This is a genomic window from Priestia sp. USM5, from assembly GCF_058323215.1.
On the sequence record NZ_JBSGKN010000001.1, the window covers coordinates 3,076,393 to 3,100,859 of the forward strand.

The following is a 24,467-nucleotide window of genomic DNA, read 5'->3' on the forward strand; positions in this document are numbered from 1 at the left end:
ATTGCTTTTTCTACTCGTATATATTGTCGTTTGCTAGACAGCTCAGTTTTTCTTTATCTTTGAGAATAATAGAGCCTTTCTGTTTTTCAATAACTCCTTGCGCTACAAATTTCTGAAGAACACGATTTAAATGCCGGTAAGTCGTTCCGATTAAATTGGCTATATCTTTTAGGCTTTCTGTTTTTTGATCCATAACCAAATGTGATTCTTCACAAAAAATAGAAAGCAAGTAGCTAGCCAGCCGCACTTCAACTGGGTACATTAAATTAAAGCTGAGCGAGTTCGATTTTGCGCAAAACTTTTTTGTGAGCATTTCCAGTAAAAACGTCAGCAGCTGTGGATCATCGCTCGCATGCTGTTTTAATCGTTTGTATGGTATACCAATTACAACTAAAGGTGAAACGGCTTCAACCGTATTCATAATATCAACATCCTGTACATACTCAATATCGCCTATCACTTCAAGGGGCTGTTTAAAGGAAAGAACAAGCGTCTTGCCTTCGGGCGATATGGTATAAACTTTAACCTTGCCTTTCACCAGTATGTACAAACAATGAGACACGTCTCCTTGAGAACAAAGACGTTCTCCTGCCTCCACATCATACAGTGACAAATGCGGTAGTAAGTCTTTCTTGAAAACTGACTCTAATCTATAAGTATTTATATACTCCAGCAGTTGTTTCTCACTCGTAATTTCCCTCATGTTTTCCTCTCCATCATAACGGTTTCTTTTTATTAAACAATAACACTTCCCAAAATAAAAAGGACATATGTCCCGAATAAAATTTTAATTTTTACGTTATGTTCATAGATCCCTTTCAAAAGAAATATATACACAAAAAAGACTCTAGCTTGTTTGCTTAGAGTCTTTTTTTGCTAAACGCTCTTTTTATTTCTCCCGTATCCAACGTAAATAAAGACGCCAATCAGCATCCAGCCGATTGAGTACATCCACGTTACCATTGATAAGTTAAACATAAGAAAGATACAGCAAAGAATAGCAAGAATCGGAATGAATGGCACAAAAGGTACTTTGAAACCGCGCTTTAAATTAGGCTGAGTTTTTCGCAGAGCCAAAATTGAAAATGAAACGGCAGCAAACGTAACAATCGCTAGCATATTTGCTAAATCCGCCAGCTGTTTTAAATCAACAAAACCAGCTACGATCGCGCCTAACGCCCCCACAAGCCATGTAGATATGACAGGCTCGCTATTTTTTCGGTTCACTTTCGCAAAAAGAGACGGCAATAATCCATCATGGCTCATTGACATCAGTATGCGGGGCACGACAAACAAATAAGCAAATACGACGGCCATAATACCAATAACCGCTCCGATAGATACAATGAGCGCTGCCCATTCTTGTCCTACACTATTGAGCGCATATGATAACGCATCGCCTACGTTTAGCTCTTTATAAGAAACCATTCCTGTTAATACTAATGCAATGACTACGTAAATGACTGCACAAACACTTAGTGCAATCAAAATACCTAGCGGCAAGTTTCTTTGGGGATTTTTCACTTCTTCTGCCGAAGTAGAAATGGCATCAAATCCGTTATAAGCGAAAAAGACGGAAGCTGCGCCTGCAAAGATCCCTTTCACACCAAAAGGAGTAAATGGGTGCCAGTTATTTGTATGAATAAAAAAGACGCCGACGGCTACAAATAAAAGAACAATACCTATCTTGATTAAAACCATTAAGTTATTTATTTTTTTACTTTCTTTTACCCCTCGTGTTAATAAAAACGACATGCATAGGACAATAAATACTGCCGGAAGATTAATGATACCTCCGTCGCTCGGTATGGCGGTTAACGATTCAGGAAGTCTAATACCAAACTCAGTAAGCACATTATTTACGTAAGAAGACCATCCGCCTGCTACAGACGCTAAAGACACCGTATAGCATCCTACAATGGACCACCCTATTAAATGCGCTACAAATTTTCCTAATGAAACATATATGTATGTATATGCGCCTCCTGAACTTGGAACAGCTGAACCAAATTCTGCATAGCACAACGCAACAAGAATACAGGCTATTGCAGAAATAATAAATGAAACGGAGACTGAGGGCCCTGCATCCCTGGCGGCAACTAGTCCTGCTATAACCAGAACTCCTGTCCCAATGGTTGCTCCTACTCCCATCAAAATAACATCAAATAACCCTAGTGTCTTAGTTGATTCTTTTGCTGCATTTTCCTCTAACAGCTTATTAACATCTCTTTTTGCAAACAGATTACTCATGATGACTAACCTCTCTTCATCTCATTACGAATGACTACTTTATAGTGGTAGATCTTTCTATATATGTAACAGTGAATTATTTTACTACATTTAATTTTCTGTGTAAAATAATTTAGTCTTTTAACTTTTTAATGATTAAAACAAAATCACTAATAATGTTTTCTATCACACCATTATGATGTACCCGAACAGACTAAAAACATGCGTTAACACCTTTCTCAAAATTAGCTTCATTCATAATTGCTTTTGTACTATACTAAAGAAAAACTTCATAGGAGCAACGTAAAAGATGAACTTATTTTATTTTCTAAAGGGGTTAGTGATCGGTTTTTCCGTTGCTGCTCCCGTCGGTCCCATTGGTATTTTATGCATCAATCGCACGTTATCTAAAGGGCGATTACACGGGTTTGTATCCGGGCTGGGAGCAGCTACAGCAGATGCTCTTTATGGATGCATCGCTGCGTTTGGCCTAACGTTCATTACAACCTTTTTATTAACCCAAAAGATTTGGCTTCAGCTGATTGGGGGATTATTTTTATGCTATTTAGGTGTACAAACTTTTCGTTCTCAACCTGCAGAGCACGCTGCTGCTGCTAAAGGAGAAGGGTTGCTTCGTTCGTATACATCCGTTCTTTTTTTAACGGTTACGAATCCAATGACAATCTTATTTTTTATTGGCGTGTTTTCTGGTGTAGGCATTAGTAAATCAGCATTTGATGTTGCTTCTGCGCTGACAATGGTTGCAGGCGTATTTTTAGGATCGGCCTGCTGGTGGCTTTCGCTCAGTTTTGCTATTAGTCTTGCCCGGTCGAAGTTTACGAATAACAGCTTGATCTGGGTAAATCGTATTTCGGGAGCGGTGGTACTGACTTTCGGGATATTTGCGTTATACAAGTTGCTATAAAAAGTCACTTGTCTCCTTTTCTGGGGACAAGTGACTTTTTTAATAGAAAAGAATAATCTTAAAAAATACCCTAAACGCTGTGTTTTCTGTATAATAGATAAATAGAAAAACAGAAAAAGTATAAAAAATGCTTGAAAACTACATACTCAATCAATAGTCTTCAAACATAATAAGGGGAAATAAAGCATGACCATTCTTCTCGTAGATGACAATCAAGTCAATCTATTTGTAATTGAAAAAATTCTAAAAGGCGCTGGCTACGATAACTGTGTGTCTCTTACGTCTGCCCATGCGCTTTTTGACTATCTTAACCTGGACGATGAGAACTCAAAAACGAATTCGGTCGATTTGATTTTACTTGATATTATGATGCCCGAAATTGATGGAATCGAAGCCTGCAGGCGAATTCAACAGGTAGAACGCTTAAAACATATTCCAATTATCTTTGTCACAGCCCTAGAAGACAGCAGCAAATTAGTAGAAGCTCTAGACGCTGGCGGAACAGATTACGTCACAAAGCCGATTAATAAAGTGGAACTGCTGGCTCGTATGCGGGTAGCCTTACGCCTTAAAGCAGAAATTGACTGGCACACGGAACATGAAAAGAAAATTCAAACTGAGTTAGATTTAGCTACGCACGTACAGCAAAACTTACTCAGCCCCCCTTTACGAGAGAAAGATATTCAAATGGAAGTTTCATATTATCCTTCTTTTAAATTAGCGGGTGATATGTACTATTGGCACAAAATTGACGAGCACCGGTACGGTATTATTCTTTTTGATATGATGGGGCACGGCATCTCTGCCTCGCTTGTTTGTATGTTTATTTCGTCTGTGCTCAGAGAAGCTATCAAGTCCCTCATAGACCCTGAGCAGGTTATTACAGAGTTGAATCGCTACATGGAATTATTGCACAGCGAAAAAGATGAAATTCCTTACTATTTCACTGCTATTTATTTAGTGATTGATACGGAAGCTAAGACAGTAGAATATGTGAATGCCGGGCACCCAGAAGGTTATATGTTAGTGGATGAACATACGCTCGTTCCTCTTCAACGAGGAAGCTGCCCTGTAGGGTTTTTTGAAGAAATGGACGTTCAGAAATCTGTTGTCAGCTTTGAGAACGATGTGCAAATTTTGCTATTTACAGACGGAGCTCTTGAATCGATGGGCCCTTGCGAAAATGAATCTGCTCTTCGTCTTCAACAACTTACTGAACAAAAATGGACAAATCCGCAGGCATTTATGAATGAAATTTTCTCAGAAGAACAAAAGTTAAATCAGCCTGATGACATGTGCGTGCTTATGATTCAAGCACAAGCATAATAAAAAAGACCTCACAAATGAGGTCTTTTTTTATTGCTTTTGATAGATGCGCTCGTTCCCTGCAAACTCGATATAAGAAGCTGCTCCCTCAGCAAAGCGAAGCGTTTCTTTATCGCCAAGTCCAAGAAACCCTTTTACACACAGGCTTTCTGAAAATAAATTATACACTTGATTTTGCAGCTGAGCTGTAAAATAAATAAGGACGTTTCGGCAAATGATGACGTGAAATTCATTAAATGACTGATCCGTGACTAAATTATGCTGAGCAAAGATAATATTTTTTAACAGCGACGGATGAAAATATGCATAGTGATGATCCGTTTGATAATATTCCGAGAAGGCATTCTTTCCCCCGGCTTGAATATAATTTTTTGTATATGACTTCATTTTACGTAAAGAAAAGGCGCCTTGTTTTGCTTTTTCTAATACATCTTCGTTCATATCGGTTGCGTAAATGACCGTTTTATCCATTAACCCTTCTTCTTCTAAAAGAATCGCCATAGAAAATACCTCTTCGCCCGTTGCACAGCCAGCGTGCCAAATGCGAATTTCCGGATAATCCTTTAATACCGGAATCACTTTTGTGCGAAATGCTTTAAAAAAGCTTGGATCGCGAAACATCTCTGTTACATTTATTGAAAAATCATTTAAAAGCTGATTCATAAATTCTTCTTCGTGAATCGCTTTTTCTAACAATCGAGACACGGTTGGAATACGTTCAATTTTCATTCGATTATAGACTCGGCGACAAATAGAAGATTTAGCGTACTGTCTGAAATCGAATCCCGTTAATCGATAAATAGCCGTCAGCAGTAAATCAATCTCTAAATCTGTTTTTTTATTCATAACTAAGTCTTCACTTAAATCTAGGTGCTTCATATCCATTTATGTTTCATACCCCGCTTAATTTACTAGCCATACACGCATAACGGAGAACAGCTGATTTAAATCTAAAGGTTTGCTGATATAATCTGATGCTCCAGCTTCCAAGCATTTTTCACGATCGTTTTTCATCGCTTTAGCGGTTAATGCAATAATAGGCAAATCAACAAGCTTTAGCTCTCCTCTGATTTTCTGCATGGCTTCATATCCGTCCATTTGCGGCATCATAATATCCATTAAAATGAGATCAAATGGTTCACTATTCTCCATCATTTCAAGACACTCTATTCCGTTATGAGCTGTCATAATGGTCATACCTTGTTTAGCTAGCGCAGTTTTTAAGGCAAAGATGTTGCGCTGGTCATCATCTACGATGAGCACTCGCTTATCTTGAAACACATTTTCATCATCTTGCAATGAAGGTTCAACTGGTTGTACAGGATGATCAATTTCAGTTATTTCTGCTTCAGGTTCAGCTTCTTCTACAGATACCGCTACTTCTTCATATGCAAAATTCACTTTTTCATAGTCAATAAGACCATTAGAGAGGCTAGGAAGATAGAGTGTAAACGTACTTCCTTTTCCTACTTCACTGCTTAGAGAAATCCAGCCGCCCAATAATTTTGCAAACTCACTGCAAATAGATAAGCCAAGTCCCGTTCCTCCGTACTTGCGGACCGTAGCTCCATCTGCCTGCTGAAACGCTTCAAAGATAAGCTGATGCTTTTCTTTTGGTATACCAATCCCTGTATCAGCTACAGCTATTTCTAGCCAGCAATCCGTATCAACTGTACGCATAGCTGTTGTAAGACGATGGTCAGCTACTCGTTGAATGGATACGGTGACAGATCCAGATTCTGTAAATTTAAATGCATTTGATAAAAGATTTTTCACAATTTGCTGGAATCTCTTTTCATCTGTGTGAATGATGTCCGGTACATCTTGTGCTTTATTAATTTTCAATTGTACGTTTTTCTGTTCAGCAACGTGGCTGAAATTACGTTCGATTTGATCTGGAAGCTCACTCATATTCATCTCAGCTAGTAAAATATCTAGTTTTCCAGACTCTACTTTTGATAAATCCAAGATATCGTTGATTAACGCGAGCAAGTCTTTTCCTGAAGAATGAATAATACGAGCGTATTCTTCTTCATCTTCAGATAGCGTTTTAGCTGCGTTTTCCTCAAGCATTTCAGACAGAATAAGAATGCTGTTAAGTGGTGTTCGAAGCTCATGCGACATATTAGCAAGAAATTCAGATTTATATTGAGAATTCAACTCCAGCTGATGCGCTTTTTCTTCTAAATCTTCTTTTGCAGCCTCTAATTCAAACGATTTTTCTTCTGCGTCTTTTGTTCTTTCTTCTAGCTGTTCATTAATCATACGCAGCTCTTCAGACTGCATTTGCAGTTCTTCTGATTGTGTTTGAAGTTCTTCAGACTGAGCTTGGAGCTCTTCTGTCATCGCCTGAGATTCTTTTAATAGACGAGCAATTTCCATACGTCTAATTACGCCATTGATAGTGAGACCAAACGTTTCAATCACTTGACTAATAAGTTCTTGCTCTAAAACTGTAAACTCGTGCAGCGATGCAAGCTCGATAACAGCAATTACTTCATCTTCAAACAAGACGGGTACAATAAAAATACTCTTAGGTTTTACGTCTCCTAATCCTGAAGTAATGAGCTGGTACGTGTCAGGTACATCGTTTATGACAAAGGTTCTTTTCTCTAAAGCAGCTTGTCCAATGAGCCCTTCGCCTATCAAAAAGCTCTCTCTTCCCGCGTCGCCTTTTCTATCTGCAAAAGCAGCTTGTTTGACGAATAAGTTTCCTTTATCATTTTCCTCTCGAACATAAAATGCTCCGAAAGAAGCTTGTGTCATTTCTGAAACCGTAAAGAGAAATTTTTCCGCAAGCTTGTCTACAGATGCTATGCCTTGGTACATCGTTACAGCATGAGCAATGTTCGTTTGAAGCCAGTTTCGCTCTTCAATATTTTCTAACAACGCGTTCGTGGCTAGCCCTAAATCTTTAATTTCATCATTAGATCGAACTTTAATTCTTCCTTTTAACTCGCCTTTTGAAGCCGTAATTCGTTTGATCGTTTGCGTAACTTCTTTAATCGTATTCACAATAGAATTAGACAACACAATAGCGATAGCAAGTGAAATAAGCGTAACGAATAACAGCAAACCGTAAAGTCCAATTTTAATTTTTTGATTTTTCTCGTCTAACTCTGTTGCTCTTGTTTCAGTCGATTTTTTCTCTACATTTCTAAAAGAAGTAAACTGGCTGCGTATATCGTCCATATACTGGCGCCCAGGATCTTTCTCAAAAAATTGCTGAAGCTCTTTTGTATTATTTTCTTTTTTTAATGCAATGGTCGGTTCACCAGCAGCTTCAATCCAGTCTTGAATACTTCCTTTAATCTTCTCCAGTTTCTCCTGCTGATTTGGATTATTATTTAGAAGCTGATACAGCGCATTATAATCTTTTTCCCAACTTGTTGCTGCACTGTTATAAGGTTCTAAGTAACTCGCTTCTCCTGTAATAATATAGCCTCTTTGTCCGGTTTCCATATCAAGCAGGTGCTTTTCAATTCGATTGGTCAGATCATGGACTTCAATATCATGATCAATGATAAAATTTCGCTCTTTTTGCAAAGATGAAATTTGACTGTTTAAAACAATAAATGCAATAAATAAACAGACAATAACAATTAAATATCCAATAATAATTTTGGATTTGATGCCAAACCTCATTTTCTTTTCCATAATGTTCCTACTTTCATTCTAGATATTCTTCTAGAAGCATTCGAAAAACATGTTTATTTTTGCCGCTGGACAATTTCACTTTCAGTACACACTCTCCACTCCATCTTCCTTTGCTTGATAAGGCTTCTCTCTTTTTCCTATCAAGTCAACATTCCTATTATACACTCTATTTTTGTACAGAAGAATATTTATTGTGCAAGAGGTGAAGATTAATTCCCCAATTAGAAATTGACGTTTTAAAACGCCACATAAAGATAAGCCCATGCCTGTACAGGCATGGGCTTATCTCATAATATATTTGTACACAATAAGGTAATGAAAAGTAATTTATGCTTTGGGGAATCACATAAATTATGACAACATAGGTATAAATACTTATATGCAAAATGCAAAGCATTCATTAATTGAATTGTACTTGGATAGTAGAAAACATTGCCACTTTTTTTAATTTAAATATATTTTTTAAACTTACATATCTACTTGCTGTACTTTTTATCTCGAGCTCTTTAACATTGCCAAAATCTCTGCGGAGCTCGCAACTCTTTTATTTTGAAGCGTTTCAGCAAGATGTGATACTTTATAAAGTGTTTCCATGCTTTCAATCGGATATTTCCCAGCTGCTGTTTCAGCAGAAAGCATCACTGCATTCGTGCCGTCCAGTACTGCCTGAAACACATCCGTCACCTCGGCTCTTGTAGGAATTGCGCTGCTCACCATTGATTGAAGCATTTGTGTCGCGGTGATCACATATTTATCGTGCAAGCTGCATTCATGAATTAATATTTTTTGGAGCAAAGGAATCCATTCATACGGTAGCTCTACCCCTAAATCTCCTCGTGCAATCATAATTCCATCGCCTTCTTCACATATTTGCTTGAAATTTTCTATAGCTTCCATTGTTTCCACTTTCGCAATCAGCTTTGGTGCATTTAGATGTTTTAAATGGATAAAATCTTTAATGTCTTTTAAATGTTCAGGGGTTCTTACGAACGAACAAGCAAGAAAATCTACTTTTTCTTTCAATAAGAATACGATGTCTTTTTTGTCTTTTTCAGTAATGGCCGGCAAACCGACGCGAGCACCTGGCAAATTCACGCCTTTATGAGACGAAATAGATCCGCCCTTTTTTACCTTTGTGACAAGTGTATCTTCTTCTACTCCTTCAACAGCCAGTTCTACTTGACCGTCATTGATTAAGATTTTGCTTCCTGTTTGAACATCCTTCACGATACCCTTATAGTCAACGCTGGCTCCTTTTTCATTTCCTGACATCTGCTCTGTATATAAAATAAAAGATGCGCCTTCTTTTAACACTATTTCTTTTGACTTTATCACTCCAAGTCTAATTTTAGGACCTTGTAAATCTCCTAAAATTTGAATAGAGGAATTTAAAGATCTTAACGTATCTATAATTGTTTTATGACTTTCATGCGACCCATGAGATAAATTCAGCCGAGCAATTGTCATTCCTTTTTCCAACAGTCTCTCTAGTACATCTTTCTTATTACTAACAGGTCCGATTGTACAGATTCTATCGATTGCCACTGCCTTTCACCATCCTTTTAATGTAGGATGCCCATTTCCATAAAAGAGATAAGCTTTATACAAAAATAGGTATATCACCACAAAAAAATGCCTCTTAGTCAATAACTTGCCTAAGAGACAGCCTTTTTATTACTTTACCCAGCTTTCCGTCACTTTCTTATTTTTAGAAATCCAGTTTTTCACGCCTTTTGTTTCGTCTTTTGCACTGTTAATTTCTGATTCTAATGATGCCAATTGATCAGCGCTAATCGAAAAATCTTTAAGCCACTTTGCTGCTTCTGGATAATCTTCCTTAAAAGCTTTTTTACTGATTGACTGTATTTTCTCAGGTCCAGTTGGATTCATCGTATTTTTGGGATCTTTTAAGTATCTGAGATTATACTTTTCAAAAGCCCAGTGCGGGCGCCATAAAGTAACAACAATAGGTTCTTTATTAGCAATGGCTTTATCCAATTCCGATAGCATCGCAGCTGTACTGCTCTCTACTAAATTCCAGTCTGTTAACCCATAGCTGGGCATGGCATGGTCTTTCGTAAGACCATTGATTCCAGATCCCGGTTCAATACTAATAATCTTTCCGTTAAACTCTTCTTTCTTATTTTTTAAATCACCTATCGACTGCGCGTCTACATAGTCGGGAACGGCTAATCCGCTGTCTGCTTGATCGTACCAAGTGCCGAGAACGTCTACTTGTTTTCCGAATCTTTTCATGTAAGAACTATGGGTAGTAGGCATCCATACGTCCAAAAATAAATCAATATTTCCTTGAGCAACTCCTGAGAAAAGCGGGGCTACGTCACTTTGAACTGCTTTAACTTTATAGCCTTTTTCCTCTAATAATTCCTTCCATAAAAACGTAACGGCTACGGCTTCGTCCCATGGTATGTACCCAATTGTAATTTCTTTTTTAGTCGTCGTGCCGCTTGCCGTATTGCTATTTCCGCATGCAGAGACAAGCAGCATGACGACGATTGTTAGCATAATAAAAGAAATTTTTTTTGAATGTTTCATCTAATCCCACCTTTATCCATTTTATTTGCTTGATTGAATATCTTGGCTTTTTCGAGTAGAAAGATGCGTTAAACGATCTAAGATAACGGCAATAATAACAACCGCAATCCCACCGATAAACCCTAAGCCTACATCCAGCATACTGATGCTTCGTAATACCTCTGCACCTAGGCCTCCCGCACCGACCATGGAAGAAATAACAACCATCGAAAGTGATAGCATAATAACTTGGTTTACACCCGACATAATCATAGGCAAAGCGAGCGGCAGCTGGACTTTAATTAATTTTTGCCATTCTGTCGCTCCAAAAGCTTCCGCTGCTTCTAAAGTGGTGTGCGGAACTTGCTGAAGCCCAAGCAGCGTCAGACGAACGGCAGGCGGCATTGCGAAAATAAACGTAGCAATAAGAGCTGTAACATTCCCTAATCCAAATAAAAGTACGGAAGGAATTAAGTAAACAAAAGCAGGCATCGTTTGCATAATATCAAGAATAGGCTTTATGACTGCCCCCACTTTGTTAAAGCGGTGTGATAATATGCCTAAAGGAACGCCGAATAAAAGTGAGATAATCGTAGAAGCTAAAACGAGAGATAAGGTCAGCATTGATGCTTCCCATAAATCCAAGCTAATAATAAGAAGTAACCCAAAACACGTAAATGCAGCTATCTTCCAATCTGTCAACCATAGCGCTAATAGAACAAAAACAAGGACAGTTACTAGCGGAGGAGAGGCTGTCAATGCCCATTCAAGGCTGCTGATTAAACTGGTCATTATCTGGTTGATTCCAGTAAATACACCTGAAAAACTATCAATCATGTAATCAACAAATGAATTTGCCCATTTATCTAAAGGAATACGAGGAATCATCGCAGCATTCACCATCATATTTATCGAACCTCCACTTGATATGATTTAACTTCTTGCTGCTCGGTCACTGCAATACGTTCAGTGAGATTTGCAATAAGAGTGCTCGGGGAAATCATACCTTGTAGGCGATGATGATTATCAACAATGACTACAGGCGAATGACTGTCTGTAAATAGAGGAATCATTTCTTGTAAAGACATATCAGGATTGACGCAATGCGGCTGTGTCAATGCTTTTCCTTTTAAATCATGCTTATGAGCTTCAATAAGCTCCATCACTGTATAGATGCTCATCATACCTAATAAGCGGTCAGAACTATCAAGAACAAAAATCGTAGATAAATGATTGGTTCTCATTCTTCTTAATATAACTTGTGGTGATTCATACTCATAGGCAGCCGTTTCTACCGGAATAACAGCGTCTTTAGCAAGGCGGATTTTGCCGTAATTAACGTCTTGAACAAGCAGTTTTACATAATCGGTTGCGGGTTGACTTAAAATATCTTCAGCCGTTCCAAGCTGTACAATCTCTCCGTCTTTCATTACGGCAGCCCGGTGCCCTAAAGTTAATGCTTCATCTAGATCATGCGTTACAAAGATAACTGTTTTTTGTACTTCTCCTTGAATATCAAGAAATAGCTTTTGCATATCTCTTCGAATAAGAGGATCTAACGCCGAAAAAGGCTCATCCATCAGCAAAATCTCTTGTTCAGAAGCAAGGGCTCTCGCTAATCCAACCCGCTGCTGCATACCTCCTGATAATTCATAAATTCTTTTATAAGCTTGTCCATTTAACCCCACCATTTCAAGCGCCTCTTTCCCTCGCTTTTCCCTTTCGCTTGCTGATACGCCTTGAATTTCTAGACCGAACGTAATATTGTCAATTACGGTGCGGTTTGGAAGAAGGCCTACATTTTGGAATACCATTCCAATTTTATTTCTTCGTACTTGCTGAAGCTGTCTTTTTGGCATATGAGAAATATCTGTATTTTCTAGATATACCGTCCCTTCTGTTGGTTCTATAAGTCCGTTCAAACATCGAAGTAAAGTAGATTTACCGCTTCCTGATAATCCAATTAACACAAAGGTTTCTCCCTTTTTCACTTCGAAATGAGCATTGTAAATAGCAACGGTTGTCTTAGTAGCTTGTTCGACTTCATATTTACTTTGTCCAGACTCTCTCAGCTTAAGAGCCTGTTCTTTTTGACGGCCAAACACTTTTGAAACATCGGTAACGCGGATAATGGGTTCTGTTAGTTTAGAGCTTGTACTCAATTTATTTCCCCCTTATTTTTAAAGTAGATTGTTAGAGATGGTCTGGCACACCGAGATAATGTGCCAGACCGCTTCTATTTACTATTCGACCTTCATACCGATTGCTTCTAATACATAATTGTAAAAATGCGAAACGTGCTGTTCGATAGGTACTAAAATCCCTCCTTCTTTATAAGATTTTGAGCTCATATTTTCTTGACACCACTCACACGCTTCAAAATCTTGTAAATTAACGCGGTGAAATAATTCCACGGCATCTTTTGGGTCAAAATCAGGCTTAGCCATTTCTTCCGGGTCGAATAACCATTCGCAAATTACTTTGGACTTTTCTGCACTGATTGGAATAATACGATGAATAATAACGTGATCCGGTGTTAAGTTGATAAATACAAGCGGCAGAACGGTAATGCCAAAATACGTGCGGTCATCTTCAGGAAGCAACCCTTTTAACATAGGACGGCTTCCTTTCCCGCTAATTGAAAAACCTTCTAACTCATTGCCAAACTTAGCTCCACCGCCTACTGAATTTTGAGTGCCGACTCCCGAACGAAATTCAGGGAGCGTTGCCGTAAGCTCAGGGTGAATAGAGGAACAGTGATAACATTCTTGAAAGTTTTCTACAATAAGCTTCCAGTTTGCCTCGACTTCGTACTCTTCACGATGAGCGGATTTTAAATTTTGAATTTCATACCTAGCAAACGTATAAAGCTCTCCAAAACGATCAAAAATTTGTGCGTCTAGCTGATATTCAACAGATATCGGATTGTCTGATAAATTAACCCAAACCATGCCGTGCCACACTTCAATGTGAACGGATGTTAGTCCGTAACTTTCGTTATGCACGAGTTCTTCTCGACAGTGGCTTGTGTTAGGAACACCTACTAAATCACCATCTAAGCTATAGCTCCACGAATGATACGGACAGCGAATGACCCCTGCTTTACCGGATGCTTGGCTGCACAGCTTAGCTCCTCGATGCCGACATACGTTTAAAAATCCTCGCAGTATATGGTCTTTTCCTCTAGTAATTAAAATATTTTCGCCTTCAACTCTCGTTGTAATATATTGTCCTGGTTCTGCTATTTCGTATTCAAATGCAACTAAACTCCATGATTTAGAAAATATATGATCTTTTTCTAACTTAAAAATGTCCGAAGATGTATACAGCTCTCCTTTCAACGTGGGCTCAAGTCTCCCATTATCATTTACTAAACCATGTTCCATAACCATCTGCTATTCCTCCTTCGCTTCTTTAGAAACATTTAAATAGAACCATTCGCAAGAGCTGACGACGATTTATACTATTTTGTTCGCCGCAAATCGCTGCGGAGCAAACAAATCAATTGGGTGATTGGTTTTTCCCTCTGTCACTAAATCTGCTAAAATCTCTCCTACTACGCTTGCAAACTTAAAACCATGTCCGGAAAATCCCGCTGCAATTGCTACTTGAGGATATTCAGGATGCAGCGAAATGACAAAATGTTCATCTGGTGTATTGGTATACATGCACGTTTTCCCTTGTAAAAACCGACCGTTGAGCTGCGGAAGACCTTGAGCTAGATAGTGCCGCATCATGTTCACTTCATCTTCATATATATTTCGATCAATCGTTTCCGGCGTACACGCCGTTCCTTTTCGGAAAAACGCCACTTTTGCTCCTTCAGCCTTTAATCCAAAAGAAGGGAAACCATACAACTGTACATAATCATCTGCTTCCCAAATATAAATCGGCTGTTTTCCCACTGAAAAAACGTCTATTCCTTGTGTTGGTTCAAAAAACATTTGCACATGACGCTCTACTTGTAAGCTAACACCTAATTCCCGTAATAAATCGGGTGCCCAGGCGCCTGCAGAAATAATGATTTTTCCAGCTTCATATATTCCATTAGCTGTTACAACACGCACGCCTTCACCAGAAGGATGGGCTTCCCACGACACCACTTCTTCAAAAAAATGAAGCTCAGCTCCGTATTTTTCTGCTTGAAGAAGGTGAGTATATACGCTTGCTTCCGGCCTAACGAATCCAGCTTTTTCTTCATATAGAGCAACCGTAGCAGGTGAAGGTGTAAATACCGGAAACCGTTTGTAAATATCCTTTGCTTCTAGAATCTCATACGCAAGATTCCACTGTTTAGAGCTTTCGATGCTTCCAGAAACCGTCAAGCTATCAGGAGGTCCCATCATAAGTCCACCGGTAACCGTAAGAATTTCTTGACCGCTTTCTCTTTCAATTTCATTCCACAATTCGTAGGCGCGAAGCAACAATGGAACATAAGCAGGGTCTTCAAAATACGACTGCCGAATAATTCTAGAACCGCCGTGACTCGATCCTAGATCATGAGCAGGACCGTATTGTTCTAACCCCAATACCCGCTGCCCTTTTTTGGCGAGCTGATAAGCAGCCGTACTCCCCATAGCTCCTAATCCGATAATAATGACATCATAATGTGTTGACATCTGCATTTCTCCTGCCTTTCGATTGATCAATTAAACTACCGCTGGGGAGTGTGTCATCATTGCTGCTTTATAACGCTGACCAAAGTATTCAACTTCTAAAACCATTTCTTCATGTACAGCTTGAGATAATAAGGTGTGTACAATTCCTTTGCCTAAGCTGTATGAATAGCCAGCACTTGTCACAAATCCGAGGGCCGTTTCTCCATAAAAGACCGGTTCATATCCCATTACTATCGCTGAAGGATCATCTAATACGAGCGTCGCTAATACTGTTTCAGAATCTTTTCGCTGACGATCAAGCAATGCCTCTTTTCCAATAAAAACTGGTTTTGTTAAATCAACCATTTCATGAAGGTCGACTTCATATGGATGATGTTCGCTCCAAAAGTCTTTCCCGCTTTTTAACGAAAAAGATTCAATTCGAAGGTTTTCAAGAGCTCGGTCTCCCCCAGCAATCAGCTGATAAGGCTGTCCTTCTTCCATTAATAAATCCCATAAATTCAGACCTTGATCGGAAGTCGTAATTAATTCCCAGCTCTCCATTCCCCCGCAGGAATCACGCAGAGCAAGGACTGAAACATTTTCGATAAACAGCGTTTTCGCTTGCCCTTCAATCCAAGTGTTGCCAAGGTCTGAGCGTTGAACCATGGACTTCATTACTCCTGTAGCTTTAGGGCCAATTAATGCTAAACTGCATGTCCCTGACGTTACATCTTGAAAAACAACTTGATCGCTGTGTGGCACGTGTTTTTGAATCCAGCTTGCTTCTACAGCTCCCGTACAAACAATCAAGAAAGTGGATATATTTTTGCGAATAACCGTTATTTGATCTTTTATGCCGCCTCGCTCATGCAACATACACGTGCGTATGCTTTGACCTACTGCAATGTCTATATTTCCTGTCGTTAGCTTCTGTAAAAACTGGAGAGCTCCTTCTCCTTTAATTTCTAACCTTTTCTTTGCTGCCGTTGTATCGTAAAGAGCTGCGTGCTGACGAGTATGCAAATGTTCAGCTTCAATAATTGGTGACCAATGTTCAGCAGCCCATCCATTTCTTATTACCATCATCTTTTCATAAGTAGATATAAGCGGATAGTTAGCTTCATACCACTGGGGCTGCTCCCATCCTGCTTTTTCATTAAAATAAGCTTTCAGTTCTTGTTGACGCATATAAAATGGACTCACGCGCATGTTTCGCGATACTTTTCGCTGCATAAATGGATGGTGAATACTATAAACCTCTTCATACTCTTCAATAGACCGCTGTTTGTAATAAGCAGGGCTGCATGCATACGTATCGAAACGATTAATGTCGCATAGCTCTAAATCCACAGTCGGCGCACCATTCATCATCCATTCAGCCATTTGTTTTGCGACACCTGCAGAGTGCGTTACCCATATAGCTTCTGCTACCCAAAATCCCTGTACCGTTTGTGATTCACCAAGCAGCGGCATACCATCGGGCGTGAATGAAAAAATGCCGTTCATTCCTTTTTTTATTCCCGTTTGTTTTAATGCCGGAATTAACTCTATTGAATCTTCCCACGGTTTTTCAAAATCTTTTGGTGTAAAAGGTTTAACAGAAGGCATTTCTTTTGTTTCTCCGTATTTTGTAATATCACTGAGTTCGACTGGAAACGGCTCATGCTGATATGATCCAATCCCAAGCCCTTTTTCTACTTGACGAAAATAAATTGAATTATCTTGATCTCGAATAAGAGGAGTGGCGGCTTCTTCCGTTTCTCCGTTCAACTCAAGTAAATCATTTGTAAACACATATTGATGAGCCATTGGCTGAAGAGGGATCGTTACACCGACCATTTCTCCGATGCGAGGTCCCCAAAATCCAGCACAGCATACGATTACATCTGCTTCGAATTTCCCGACACTTGTGTACACTGCTTTTACTTGACCCTTTGTCACTTCAATATCCGTCACTTCTGTATGACCGTAAAACTCTACTCCGCACTCTTTAGAAAAACGAATCATTTTATCAACGGCATGCAAAGGTTTAGCAATACCGTCTGACGGAACATAGAGACCTCCGCAAATACGATCAGGACAAATCAACGAATTTTTTTCCGCGCATTCCTGCGGTGAAAGAAGAAAAGCTTCGATTCCCCATGAGCTGGCAACACCAGCCTTTCTCTTTAGATCTTCTAATCGCTCTGGTGTACGGGCAACTTCTAAACTGCCGACAGGATAAAACGAGCGCTGTTCATCTGTACTCAACTCTTTAAAGGTCTCGACTGTTTGAGAAGCTAGTGTTGTCAGGATTTTTGAAAAGCTAAGCTGAAATACAAGCCCCGGAGCGTGAGAGGTAGATCCTCCTGTTTCTAGCAAAGGGCCTTGCTCAATCACTGTTATGTTTCGTTGCCCCATTTTACTTAAATAGTAGGCAATGCTGCACCCGACAATTCCAGCTCCTATCACTACTATTTTCTTATGTTTCATCACTTCATATCTCCCTCCTTTTTTGGTTTGAAGGTGTTAAATATTGTCGATAGTTAATTATATTTTTAATTTTCTTAATTTTCAAAGTATTTTGTTAAAAAGTGTGACATAGATTTTTTTTGCACTTTCTTCCGCTAATGTTCGGATAACGCTTTCTTAACTTTAAAATCCCAGAAAAATCGCTGTTTTTTTCTCTCGAATAACGAATTTTAAAGAAACTATCTATCTGTCAAAATGACACTTATCAATGAATGGTTATACCAAAAATGACGGAAAGAAGATAGCTAAAATAACTTAGCTATCTTCTTTTTAAACCATTTACCGATTAATTAATTTTGAAGGCTTAAATACTTTTGCTTATTTTTAGACCAAAGTTGCTTGTTTGACTACTTTTTTCATTTCTTCTGCAACGTTTCTTTTGTCTTTTTCACTTGTAATCCCCCCGCCTACAATCACAAGATCCGGCTGTGACTGCACGACTTCAGGAAGTGTATTCAGTTTAATACCTCCTGCCACCGCTGTTTTTGCATTTTTCACAACTCGTTTAATCGTTTGAAGCTGCTCAAACGGAGTCTCTCCTTCAGCTTGAAGATCATACCCTGTGTGTACACAAATATAGTCAACACCGAGTGCATCGACTTCTTTTGCACGTTGTTCAAGGTTTTTTACATTAATCATATCGACAAGAATTTGTGTTCCTTGTTTTTTGGCCTCTTCTACAGCGCCTTTTATAGTCGAATCGTTAGTAGCGCCAAGTATGGTAATAATACTAGCACCCGCTTCAGAAGCTTTCATGACTTCATAAGCACCTGCATCCATAATTTTTAAATCAGCTAATACCTTTAAAGACGGAAATGCTTCCTTGATTTCTTTGACTGCTTTTAGCCCTTCGTTAATCACAACCGGAGTACCAATTTCTACAATATCGATATACTCTTGAACCTCCTGCACTACTTCTTTTGCCTCTGAAATATTTACAAGATCCAATGCTAATTGAAGTTCCATACCTGCTTCACTCCTTCATTAAATGGGGTTGCCTAGCATGAATTCATTGTAAAACCGTTACTTTCAAAAAAAAAGTAGGCACTTTTAAAACATATAGTCACTAAAAATATACTATGGATGCTTCGGTGTATCTTATCACTTGTATTTATTTTAGAAAATTCTGAATAATAAAGGCGTTTTTGTAACCTTCTCAAGAAAAGATTTTATCCCATATGTGTGGAGTTATTCATTTCAGGTTCTATAAAGGTTTCCATATAATTTTTTCCCCACTCGTCCATGCTTTCAAGAATGGGCATCAAGCTTCTCCCGTGCTCAGTCAAGGAATATTCAACTTTTGGAGGTACAACCGGATAGACTTTTCGGTGAACGATTTGATCTTCTTCTAATTCTCGCAGCTGACTTACTAACATTCGCTGAGTAATTCCCGGCATCATAGATTTTAACTCACCAAATCGCTTTGTTCCTTCTTTTCCTAGATGCCACATAATCAACATTTTCCACTTGCCTCCAATAATCGTCAACGTTAATTCCTTTTCACAGTTAAACGTTTTGCTAAAAAGTCTGCTCAATCCTTTTTCCTCCCTTTTTATGCGTAATAGTATAGTTTTAGACACTATATGAAAATAAAGTGTCTACTTATAAAGGAAAATTGTACCTGCTATACTGTAATCTGTAAAGATGGTAAAAGACTATATTCACTGCAATAGACCGTTAAAATAAAGGAGGAGATCAATTGGACAGCGTAGCTCGTTCACGTGATAATTGTCTCAAGTCTCATTTACCACAAGCGTTAGAAGTGGATTCCATGACCTTTATCTTATTTGGAGCAACAGGAGATTTAGCTAAAAGAAAAATTTTTCCTGCGTTATATAATTTATTTTTAGATAAAAAGCTGCCTTCTTCCTTTTCTATTGTTGGTACGGGTAGAAGCAACTGGTCTAATGATGCCTTTCAAATATATGTAGGAGAATCCGTAAAGACTTTTTCAAGGCGCTTTAGCCAAGGTGAATCCAAGATAAAAGAATTTCTTAAGACAGTTCGCTATCATAAAATGGATGTTACCAACAGTGATGGATATGACCAGTTGCTGCATGCTATTCAAGAAGGTGAAGCAGAATTAAATATTCCTGAAAATCGTCTTTTCTATTTATCAGTGGCTCCTGAATTTGTAGACGTTATTGCTTCAAATATAAATAGCGGCGGATTAGGATCTACAAAAGGCTGGAAACGTCTTATTATCGAAAAGCCTTTCGGACACGATTTACAATCTGCTCAAGTGTTAAATCAAAAGCTTACTGAAACGTTCAATGAAGAAGAGATTTATCGTATCGACCACTATCTGGGAAAACCAATGATTCAAAATTTGGAGGCTCTAGCAGCTGCAAACCCTATTTTACAAGCACTATGGAATCATCACTACGTTGCAAATGTCCAAATTACAGCTAGTGAAACAGTTGGTGTAGAAGAAAGAGCGCCTTACTATGATCAGTCCGGTGCAATTAGGGATATGTTCCAAAACCATATGCTTCAAATGCTTATGATGACTGCCATGCAGCTGCCAAAGACACTTAACATCGCAAAGACTCGCCAACAAAAGATAAAAATTATGAAAAGCCTTCGCCCTCTACAAAAAGAGGTTATCCATTCGAACGTCATAAGAGGTCAATACGAAGCGGGAAAAATCCAAAATCGTTCCGTTATAGGATATAAAGAAGAGCCCGGCATCAATGCTGCTTCCGTCAATGACACATTTATAGCAGTCCGGGTATGGATTGATCATGAGCTTTGGAAAGGAGTGCCTTTCTATCTTCGCACGGGAAAAAGAATGAGTAAAAAATGCACGCGTATCGTCATTGAATTTAAACATCCTTTAAAGGAGGTTTATACAGCCGATGAAATCATTCCTAACCTTTTAGTTGTCGAAATCAGCCCAAATGAAGGTATTTCGCTGCAATTAAACAGCAAAAATCCTTTGAATGGCAATAAAATCGAACCTATTTTTATCAATTTCTCCACAAATCAAAAAGAAGTACCAGAAGCTTATGAACTGCTGTTATTTGATGCTCTACAGGGAGACTCCACATTTTTTGCTCATTGGGAAGAAGTTGAATTATCTTGGAAATGGGTGCAGCCTATTTTAGAAGCTTTTAACAATGAGGGCTTTCCTCTTCATTTTTACTCTGCTGGTACAATGGGACCAACAGCTTCAAAGCATTTGTTAGAAGAAGATGGGTTTAAGTGGTGGTAGTTTTATAATTACCCTAGATTATTTCTAATCTATAAAAAGAGATTGAGACATAACTAAAACAATGGAAAGATCCGAATGATACATTGTTCGGACCTTCCTTTAACTAAAACATTCGTGTTCCATCCTCTTTTTGTACATGTTTCAAATAACTTCACCTGGCTAAATCTATGTCACTTAAAAAATTAAATCTTCGTATCTTCTTTATTTAATATCAGCCATTTGATTTTTCGATCTCGCTCTTTTCTTTCTTGTTCATCAACCAAATCATATTTCTTCAGCAAATGAAACATCTCGTTTAATGTTGTTTGCGAAGGGTTTCGCACGAGAAACTCATGAAATAATGAACGAATATCTTCTGGCAGCCACTGTGACTGCGCGTTAAACTTCTGCTGTACATCTTCTACCGAGTGGTCTAAATTACATTTACCCATACCTTTTCCTCCCCTTTTATGTAACTGTTTTGCATTTTTTAGTCTTCTTTTCGTTTAAACGTATTTGGCATCACCACTGCCACAACTTCTCCAGTCGCAACAACGATATCATTCGCGTATACTTCTGTTTTAACTTTCCATTTCTTCGGGTGAATTTCTTCAACCGTTCCTATCGCTTTTAGTACTTCACCCTGTGGCGTTGGTTTTTTAAAATCTACGTGGAGAGAACCGGTAACAAACCGCGGCGGCTCTGCTGAATCTCCTATTTCGCAGCCATTTTTACGGTATAGAGCAAGAGATGCAGAGCCTGTTCCATGACAATCAATCAGTGATGCAAGAAGTCCGCCATATACAAATCCTGGTATAGCTGTATGTTCAGGCTTAGGTGTATAAAGGGTAATTGTTTTTTCTCCTAGCCATCCTGTCCGAAAATGATAGCCGTCTTGATTTAATCGGCCGCAGCCGTAACACCATGCAAAATCATCCGGATATTCGTCTTGAATCGCTTTTACTACTTTTTCCATGGTTCACCACTCCTTTTTTCGGAATATTTTAACACATTTTCTCTTACAATCGTTAGAACTAAACGGACTATTTTCAAGCTTACATAACTAAAAATCTTAGAAGAAAAGCCTCACTTAAAAAATAAGTGAGGCCTTATCGTTAAAATTCTTCATAGACAGCGGGGTCTTGATTATTAAGTCTTCCATCTTCGCGGTTCAATTTTGAAAGAATATTCATCTCCGTTTCATCTAAAGAAAATGAAAAAATCGATATGTTTTCAAGCTGCCGCTTGCGAGATGACGATTTTGGGATTGAAATGGCGCCTAGCTGATAATGCCATCGCAAAATCACTTGTGAAACTGTCTTATTATGACGGTCTGCAATTTGTTTAATTGTTTCATTTTCTAAAACAGCACTCGCTCGTCCTAGTGGACTCCAAGATTCAATTTGAATATTTTTCTCTTGATACCAATTTCGATATTGATGTTGATTAAAAAAAGGATGCAGTTCTATTTGATTGATGCTTGGTAAAATGCCGGTCTCTTTTTCCAAGCGCTCAATATGCTCGGGAAGAAAATTACAAACACCAATTGAACGAATCAAGCCCCAGCGCTTCGCATCAATCAGTGCTTGCCAAGCTTCTACATAATGATCTTGTTTAGGATTAGGCCAATGAATAAGATACAAATCGTAATAGTCTAAATTCGCCCGATATAAAGATTCTTGAATGGTAGGAATTGCTTTGTCATACGTATGGTATCGCCCTGGGAGTTTAGAGGTAACAAATAGTTCTTGTCTAGAAACCGGTGTTTTTCGGAGAGCTTGCCCCACAGTGCCTTCATTTTCGTAATTATAAGCAGTATCGATTAAACGATACCCTACATCAATCGCACTCGTTATAGCGTTGACTCCTTCATTTCCGTTAAGCTTGTATGTACCAAAACCTATAGCAGGCAAGGTTACCCCGTCATTAAGGGTTATTTCAGGAATTACTTTACTCATTATTATCCACTCCTTTCGATCATGCCCTAAGGTTAGCATATATTATCCAATACTTGAATAAATTTGCATCACTCCTTTTCACAAAGGAGTGATGCTTTTAAAACAATCCAAAAAGCGATTACGGAGAAACCTCCGTTTTAAACTCGTTAACTTCGCACTTTTCTGCTTCTTTCTTGTTTTTAGTTAACGTAAAGAAAGCTACAAAACCTAAAAGCGCCGTACTAAATAAGATAGCAGCCATCGGAATCGCTGTTGTTTCGTTAATCCCTACTAAAGGAGAAACAATTGATCCTAAAGTTAATGGAAGCATACCTAACACGGCACTCGCACTCCCTGCTCTATGTCCTTGATTTTTCATTGCCAATGTCACCGAGCCTGTGATCGTCATTCCTATAGAGATCATGTAAATAAAAATGGGAATAACAATCGTAGCAAGCGGTCCTTTAAGCATAGTCATGATAAGAAGTACGCTAGTAGCACTTACAGCCGTAATCACGGCAATGCGAAGCAGGCTTCTTTCATGGATAATTCCGCTAAAGCGCCCAATAATAAAGCTTCCAGTCACAATAGCCAAGCCGTTAATACCAAACAAAATGCTAAAAACTTGCGGAGAAACATGGTATATCCCTTGATAGACAAATGGAGTGCCTGATACATAAGCAAAGCTTCCTCCATGGACCAGTCCGATAATTAGGGCATACCCAATAAAAGAACGGTCTTGTAATAAACTGCCCATTGTGCGAACAGAATGACCAATTGAACTTGGTGTTCTATTTTCAATGGGCAAAGTTTCTTTTAAACGCATTGAGATTGTTAAAACAATTAAAAGACCTATTAAACTTAAAAACAAGAAAATAGTATGCCAGCTTGCAAAAGGAAGAAGTAAAATAGCACCTCCGGCCATTGGTGCTATCATTGGTGCAAAGGCATTGATAACCATTAACAGAGCAAAAAACTTCGTAAGTTCTCTTCCGCTAAAGACGTCTCTGACAATGGCGCGAGAAAGAACAACTCCTGCCGAAGCCGTAAACCCCTGCAAAAAGCGTGCGATAACTAAAGCCGTGATAGTAGGAGCCAGTGCACAGAGCAATGACGATAACATAAATAAAGAGATGGAGATGAGTAAAGGTCCTTTTCGTCCCTTTGCATCACTGATTGGACCAATCACGATTTGACCAACGGCAAGTCCTAGTAAACACGATGTTAAGCTAAGCTGTACAAGTGAAGCTCGCGCATCTAAATGATCAGCAATAGCAGGAAAACTTGGCAAATACATATCGATATTAAGCGGACCTAATATCGCAAGCGTGCTGAGAAGAAACGCTAATCCTAGACGTTTTTTTCCAGTTGGATTATGAAGCATAATAGCAGAGCACCTTCCTTACTTAAATATTGTATTTTCACAGATAACCTCTAGTCTATTGAAAGGCACCCCTTCTGTCTAGGACATTTGTCTAGAGATGCAGATAAAGTTCCACTGGCAAAGAAGGAGGTATGAGTAACTACAACTACATACGGTTAACATAAAAAAC

Annotated in this window: 20 protein-coding genes; 3 read left to right on the plus strand and 17 right to left on the minus strand. The window is 38.7% G+C overall.

Going from position 1 to position 24,467, the window contains the following annotated elements; all coding sequences use genetic code 11:
* Nucleotides 1-10: 10 nt before the first annotated feature.
* Nucleotides 11-703 (minus strand): Crp/Fnr family transcriptional regulator, encoded by a 693-nt coding sequence (locus ACWATA_RS16535; RefSeq protein WP_432231653.1) that lies wholly within the window; start codon nucleotides 701-703, stop codon nucleotides 11-13.
* A gap of 173 nt (nucleotides 704-876) precedes the next feature.
* Complete coding sequence (locus ACWATA_RS16540) at nucleotides 877-2,250, minus strand: amino acid permease (RefSeq protein WP_473049982.1); 1,374 nt, start codon at nucleotides 2,248-2,250, stop codon at nucleotides 877-879.
* Between the two features lie 289 nt (nucleotides 2,251-2,539).
* Between ACWATA_RS16540 and ACWATA_RS16545 the strand changes: the two genes are divergently transcribed.
* Together ACWATA_RS16545 and ACWATA_RS16550 are read left to right on the plus strand one after the other, a co-directional pair.
* Nucleotides 2,540-3,154 (plus strand): LysE family translocator, encoded by a 615-nt coding sequence (locus ACWATA_RS16545; RefSeq protein ID WP_028413960.1) that lies wholly within the window; start codon nucleotides 2,540-2,542, stop codon nucleotides 3,152-3,154.
* Nucleotides 3,155-3,340: 186 nt separating this feature from the next.
* On the plus strand, nucleotides 3,341-4,480 hold the full coding sequence (locus tag ACWATA_RS16550) for a SpoIIE family protein phosphatase (RefSeq protein WP_028413961.1): 1,140 nt from the start codon (nucleotides 3,341-3,343) through the stop codon (nucleotides 4,478-4,480).
* A 30-nt stretch (nucleotides 4,481-4,510) separates the two neighbouring features.
* Here the strand turns inward: ACWATA_RS16550 and ACWATA_RS16555 are convergent, their stop codons facing one another.
* From ACWATA_RS16555 to ACWATA_RS16605, 11 genes are all read right to left on the minus strand, one after another.
* The gene (locus ACWATA_RS16555) at nucleotides 4,511-5,365 is read right to left on the minus strand and encodes a CheR family methyltransferase (RefSeq protein WP_028413962.1); all 855 of its coding nucleotides are present in this window, start codon (nucleotides 5,363-5,365) and stop codon (nucleotides 4,511-4,513) included.
* Nucleotides 5,366-5,383: 18 nt separating this feature from the next.
* Entirely contained in the window at nucleotides 5,384-8,137 is a 2,754-nt protein-coding gene (locus ACWATA_RS16560; RefSeq protein WP_367077353.1) for a CHASE3 domain-containing protein, read from the minus strand.
* 492 nt (nucleotides 8,138-8,629) lie between these two features.
* Nucleotides 8,630-9,682 carry a pyruvate kinase gene (locus ACWATA_RS16565; protein WP_047751329.1) on the minus strand — a complete coding sequence of 351 codons (1,053 nt, stop codon included), beginning with the start codon at nucleotides 9,680-9,682 and terminating at the stop codon, nucleotides 8,630-8,632.
* Nucleotides 9,683-9,811: 129 nt separating this feature from the next.
* Nucleotides 9,812-10,693: a glycine betaine ABC transporter substrate-binding protein gene (locus ACWATA_RS16570; RefSeq protein ID WP_098113427.1), complete on the minus strand. Its 882-nt coding sequence runs from the start codon at nucleotides 10,691-10,693 to the stop codon at nucleotides 9,812-9,814.
* A gap of 21 nt (nucleotides 10,694-10,714) precedes the next feature.
* A complete protein-coding gene (locus tag ACWATA_RS16575) occupies nucleotides 10,715-11,578 on the minus strand; it encodes an ABC transporter permease (protein WP_028413966.1) in 864 nt (287 codons plus the stop codon).
* Nucleotides 11,579-11,580: 2 nt separating this feature from the next.
* Entirely contained in the window at nucleotides 11,581-12,834 is a 1,254-nt protein-coding gene (locus ACWATA_RS16580; RefSeq protein ID WP_028413967.1) for a quaternary amine ABC transporter ATP-binding protein, read from the minus strand.
* An 81-nt stretch (nucleotides 12,835-12,915) separates the two neighbouring features.
* Complete coding sequence (locus ACWATA_RS16585) at nucleotides 12,916-14,064, minus strand: aromatic ring-hydroxylating oxygenase subunit alpha (RefSeq protein ID WP_047751332.1); 1,149 nt, start codon at nucleotides 14,062-14,064, stop codon at nucleotides 12,916-12,918.
* A gap of 66 nt (nucleotides 14,065-14,130) precedes the next feature.
* Nucleotides 14,131-15,291 carry an N-methyl-L-tryptophan oxidase gene (solA, locus tag ACWATA_RS16590; RefSeq protein WP_028413969.1) on the minus strand — a complete coding sequence of 387 codons (1,161 nt, stop codon included), beginning with the start codon at nucleotides 15,289-15,291 and terminating at the stop codon, nucleotides 14,131-14,133.
* A gap of 30 nt (nucleotides 15,292-15,321) precedes the next feature.
* Nucleotides 15,322-17,745, minus strand: a complete 2,424-nt coding sequence (locus ACWATA_RS16595; protein WP_034266638.1) for a GcvT family protein — start codon at nucleotides 17,743-17,745, stop codon at nucleotides 15,322-15,324.
* A gap of 363 nt (nucleotides 17,746-18,108) precedes the next feature.
* Nucleotides 18,109-18,750 carry a 3-hexulose-6-phosphate synthase gene (gene hxlA / locus ACWATA_RS16600; protein WP_034266616.1) on the minus strand — a complete coding sequence of 214 codons (642 nt, stop codon included), beginning with the start codon at nucleotides 18,748-18,750 and terminating at the stop codon, nucleotides 18,109-18,111.
* Between the two features lie 203 nt (nucleotides 18,751-18,953).
* On the minus strand, nucleotides 18,954-19,319 hold the full coding sequence (locus tag ACWATA_RS16605; RefSeq protein ID WP_014460848.1) for a winged helix-turn-helix transcriptional regulator: 366 nt from the start codon (nucleotides 19,317-19,319) through the stop codon (nucleotides 18,954-18,956).
* A gap of 164 nt (nucleotides 19,320-19,483) precedes the next feature.
* On the opposite strand from ACWATA_RS16605, the gene zwf reads away from it, so the two are divergent.
* Nucleotides 19,484-20,998 (plus strand): glucose-6-phosphate dehydrogenase, encoded by a 1,515-nt coding sequence (gene zwf / locus ACWATA_RS16610; RefSeq protein ID WP_080974242.1) that lies wholly within the window; start codon nucleotides 19,484-19,486, stop codon nucleotides 20,996-20,998.
* A gap of 182 nt (nucleotides 20,999-21,180) precedes the next feature.
* On the opposite strand, the gene ACWATA_RS16615 is transcribed toward zwf, so the two are convergent.
* The 4 genes from ACWATA_RS16615 to ACWATA_RS16630 all read right to left on the minus strand — a co-directional run bounded on the left by ACWATA_RS16615 (nucleotide 21,181) and on the right by ACWATA_RS16630 (nucleotide 24,298).
* Nucleotides 21,181-21,429 carry a hypothetical protein gene (locus tag ACWATA_RS16615; protein WP_049163732.1) on the minus strand — a complete coding sequence of 83 codons (249 nt, stop codon included), beginning with the start codon at nucleotides 21,427-21,429 and terminating at the stop codon, nucleotides 21,181-21,183.
* A 38-nt stretch (nucleotides 21,430-21,467) separates the two neighbouring features.
* Nucleotides 21,468-21,953: a PaaI family thioesterase gene (locus ACWATA_RS16620; protein WP_034266606.1), complete on the minus strand. Its 486-nt coding sequence runs from the start codon at nucleotides 21,951-21,953 to the stop codon at nucleotides 21,468-21,470.
* 139 nt (nucleotides 21,954-22,092) lie between these two features.
* Nucleotides 22,093-22,935, minus strand: coding sequence for an aldo/keto reductase (locus ACWATA_RS16625; RefSeq protein WP_049163729.1), 843 nt, complete (start codon nucleotides 22,933-22,935; stop codon nucleotides 22,093-22,095).
* A gap of 118 nt (nucleotides 22,936-23,053) precedes the next feature.
* Entirely contained in the window at nucleotides 23,054-24,298 is a 1,245-nt protein-coding gene (locus ACWATA_RS16630) for a Bcr/CflA family efflux MFS transporter (RefSeq protein ID WP_028413975.1), read from the minus strand.
* Nucleotides 24,299-24,467: the final 169 nt, after the last annotated feature.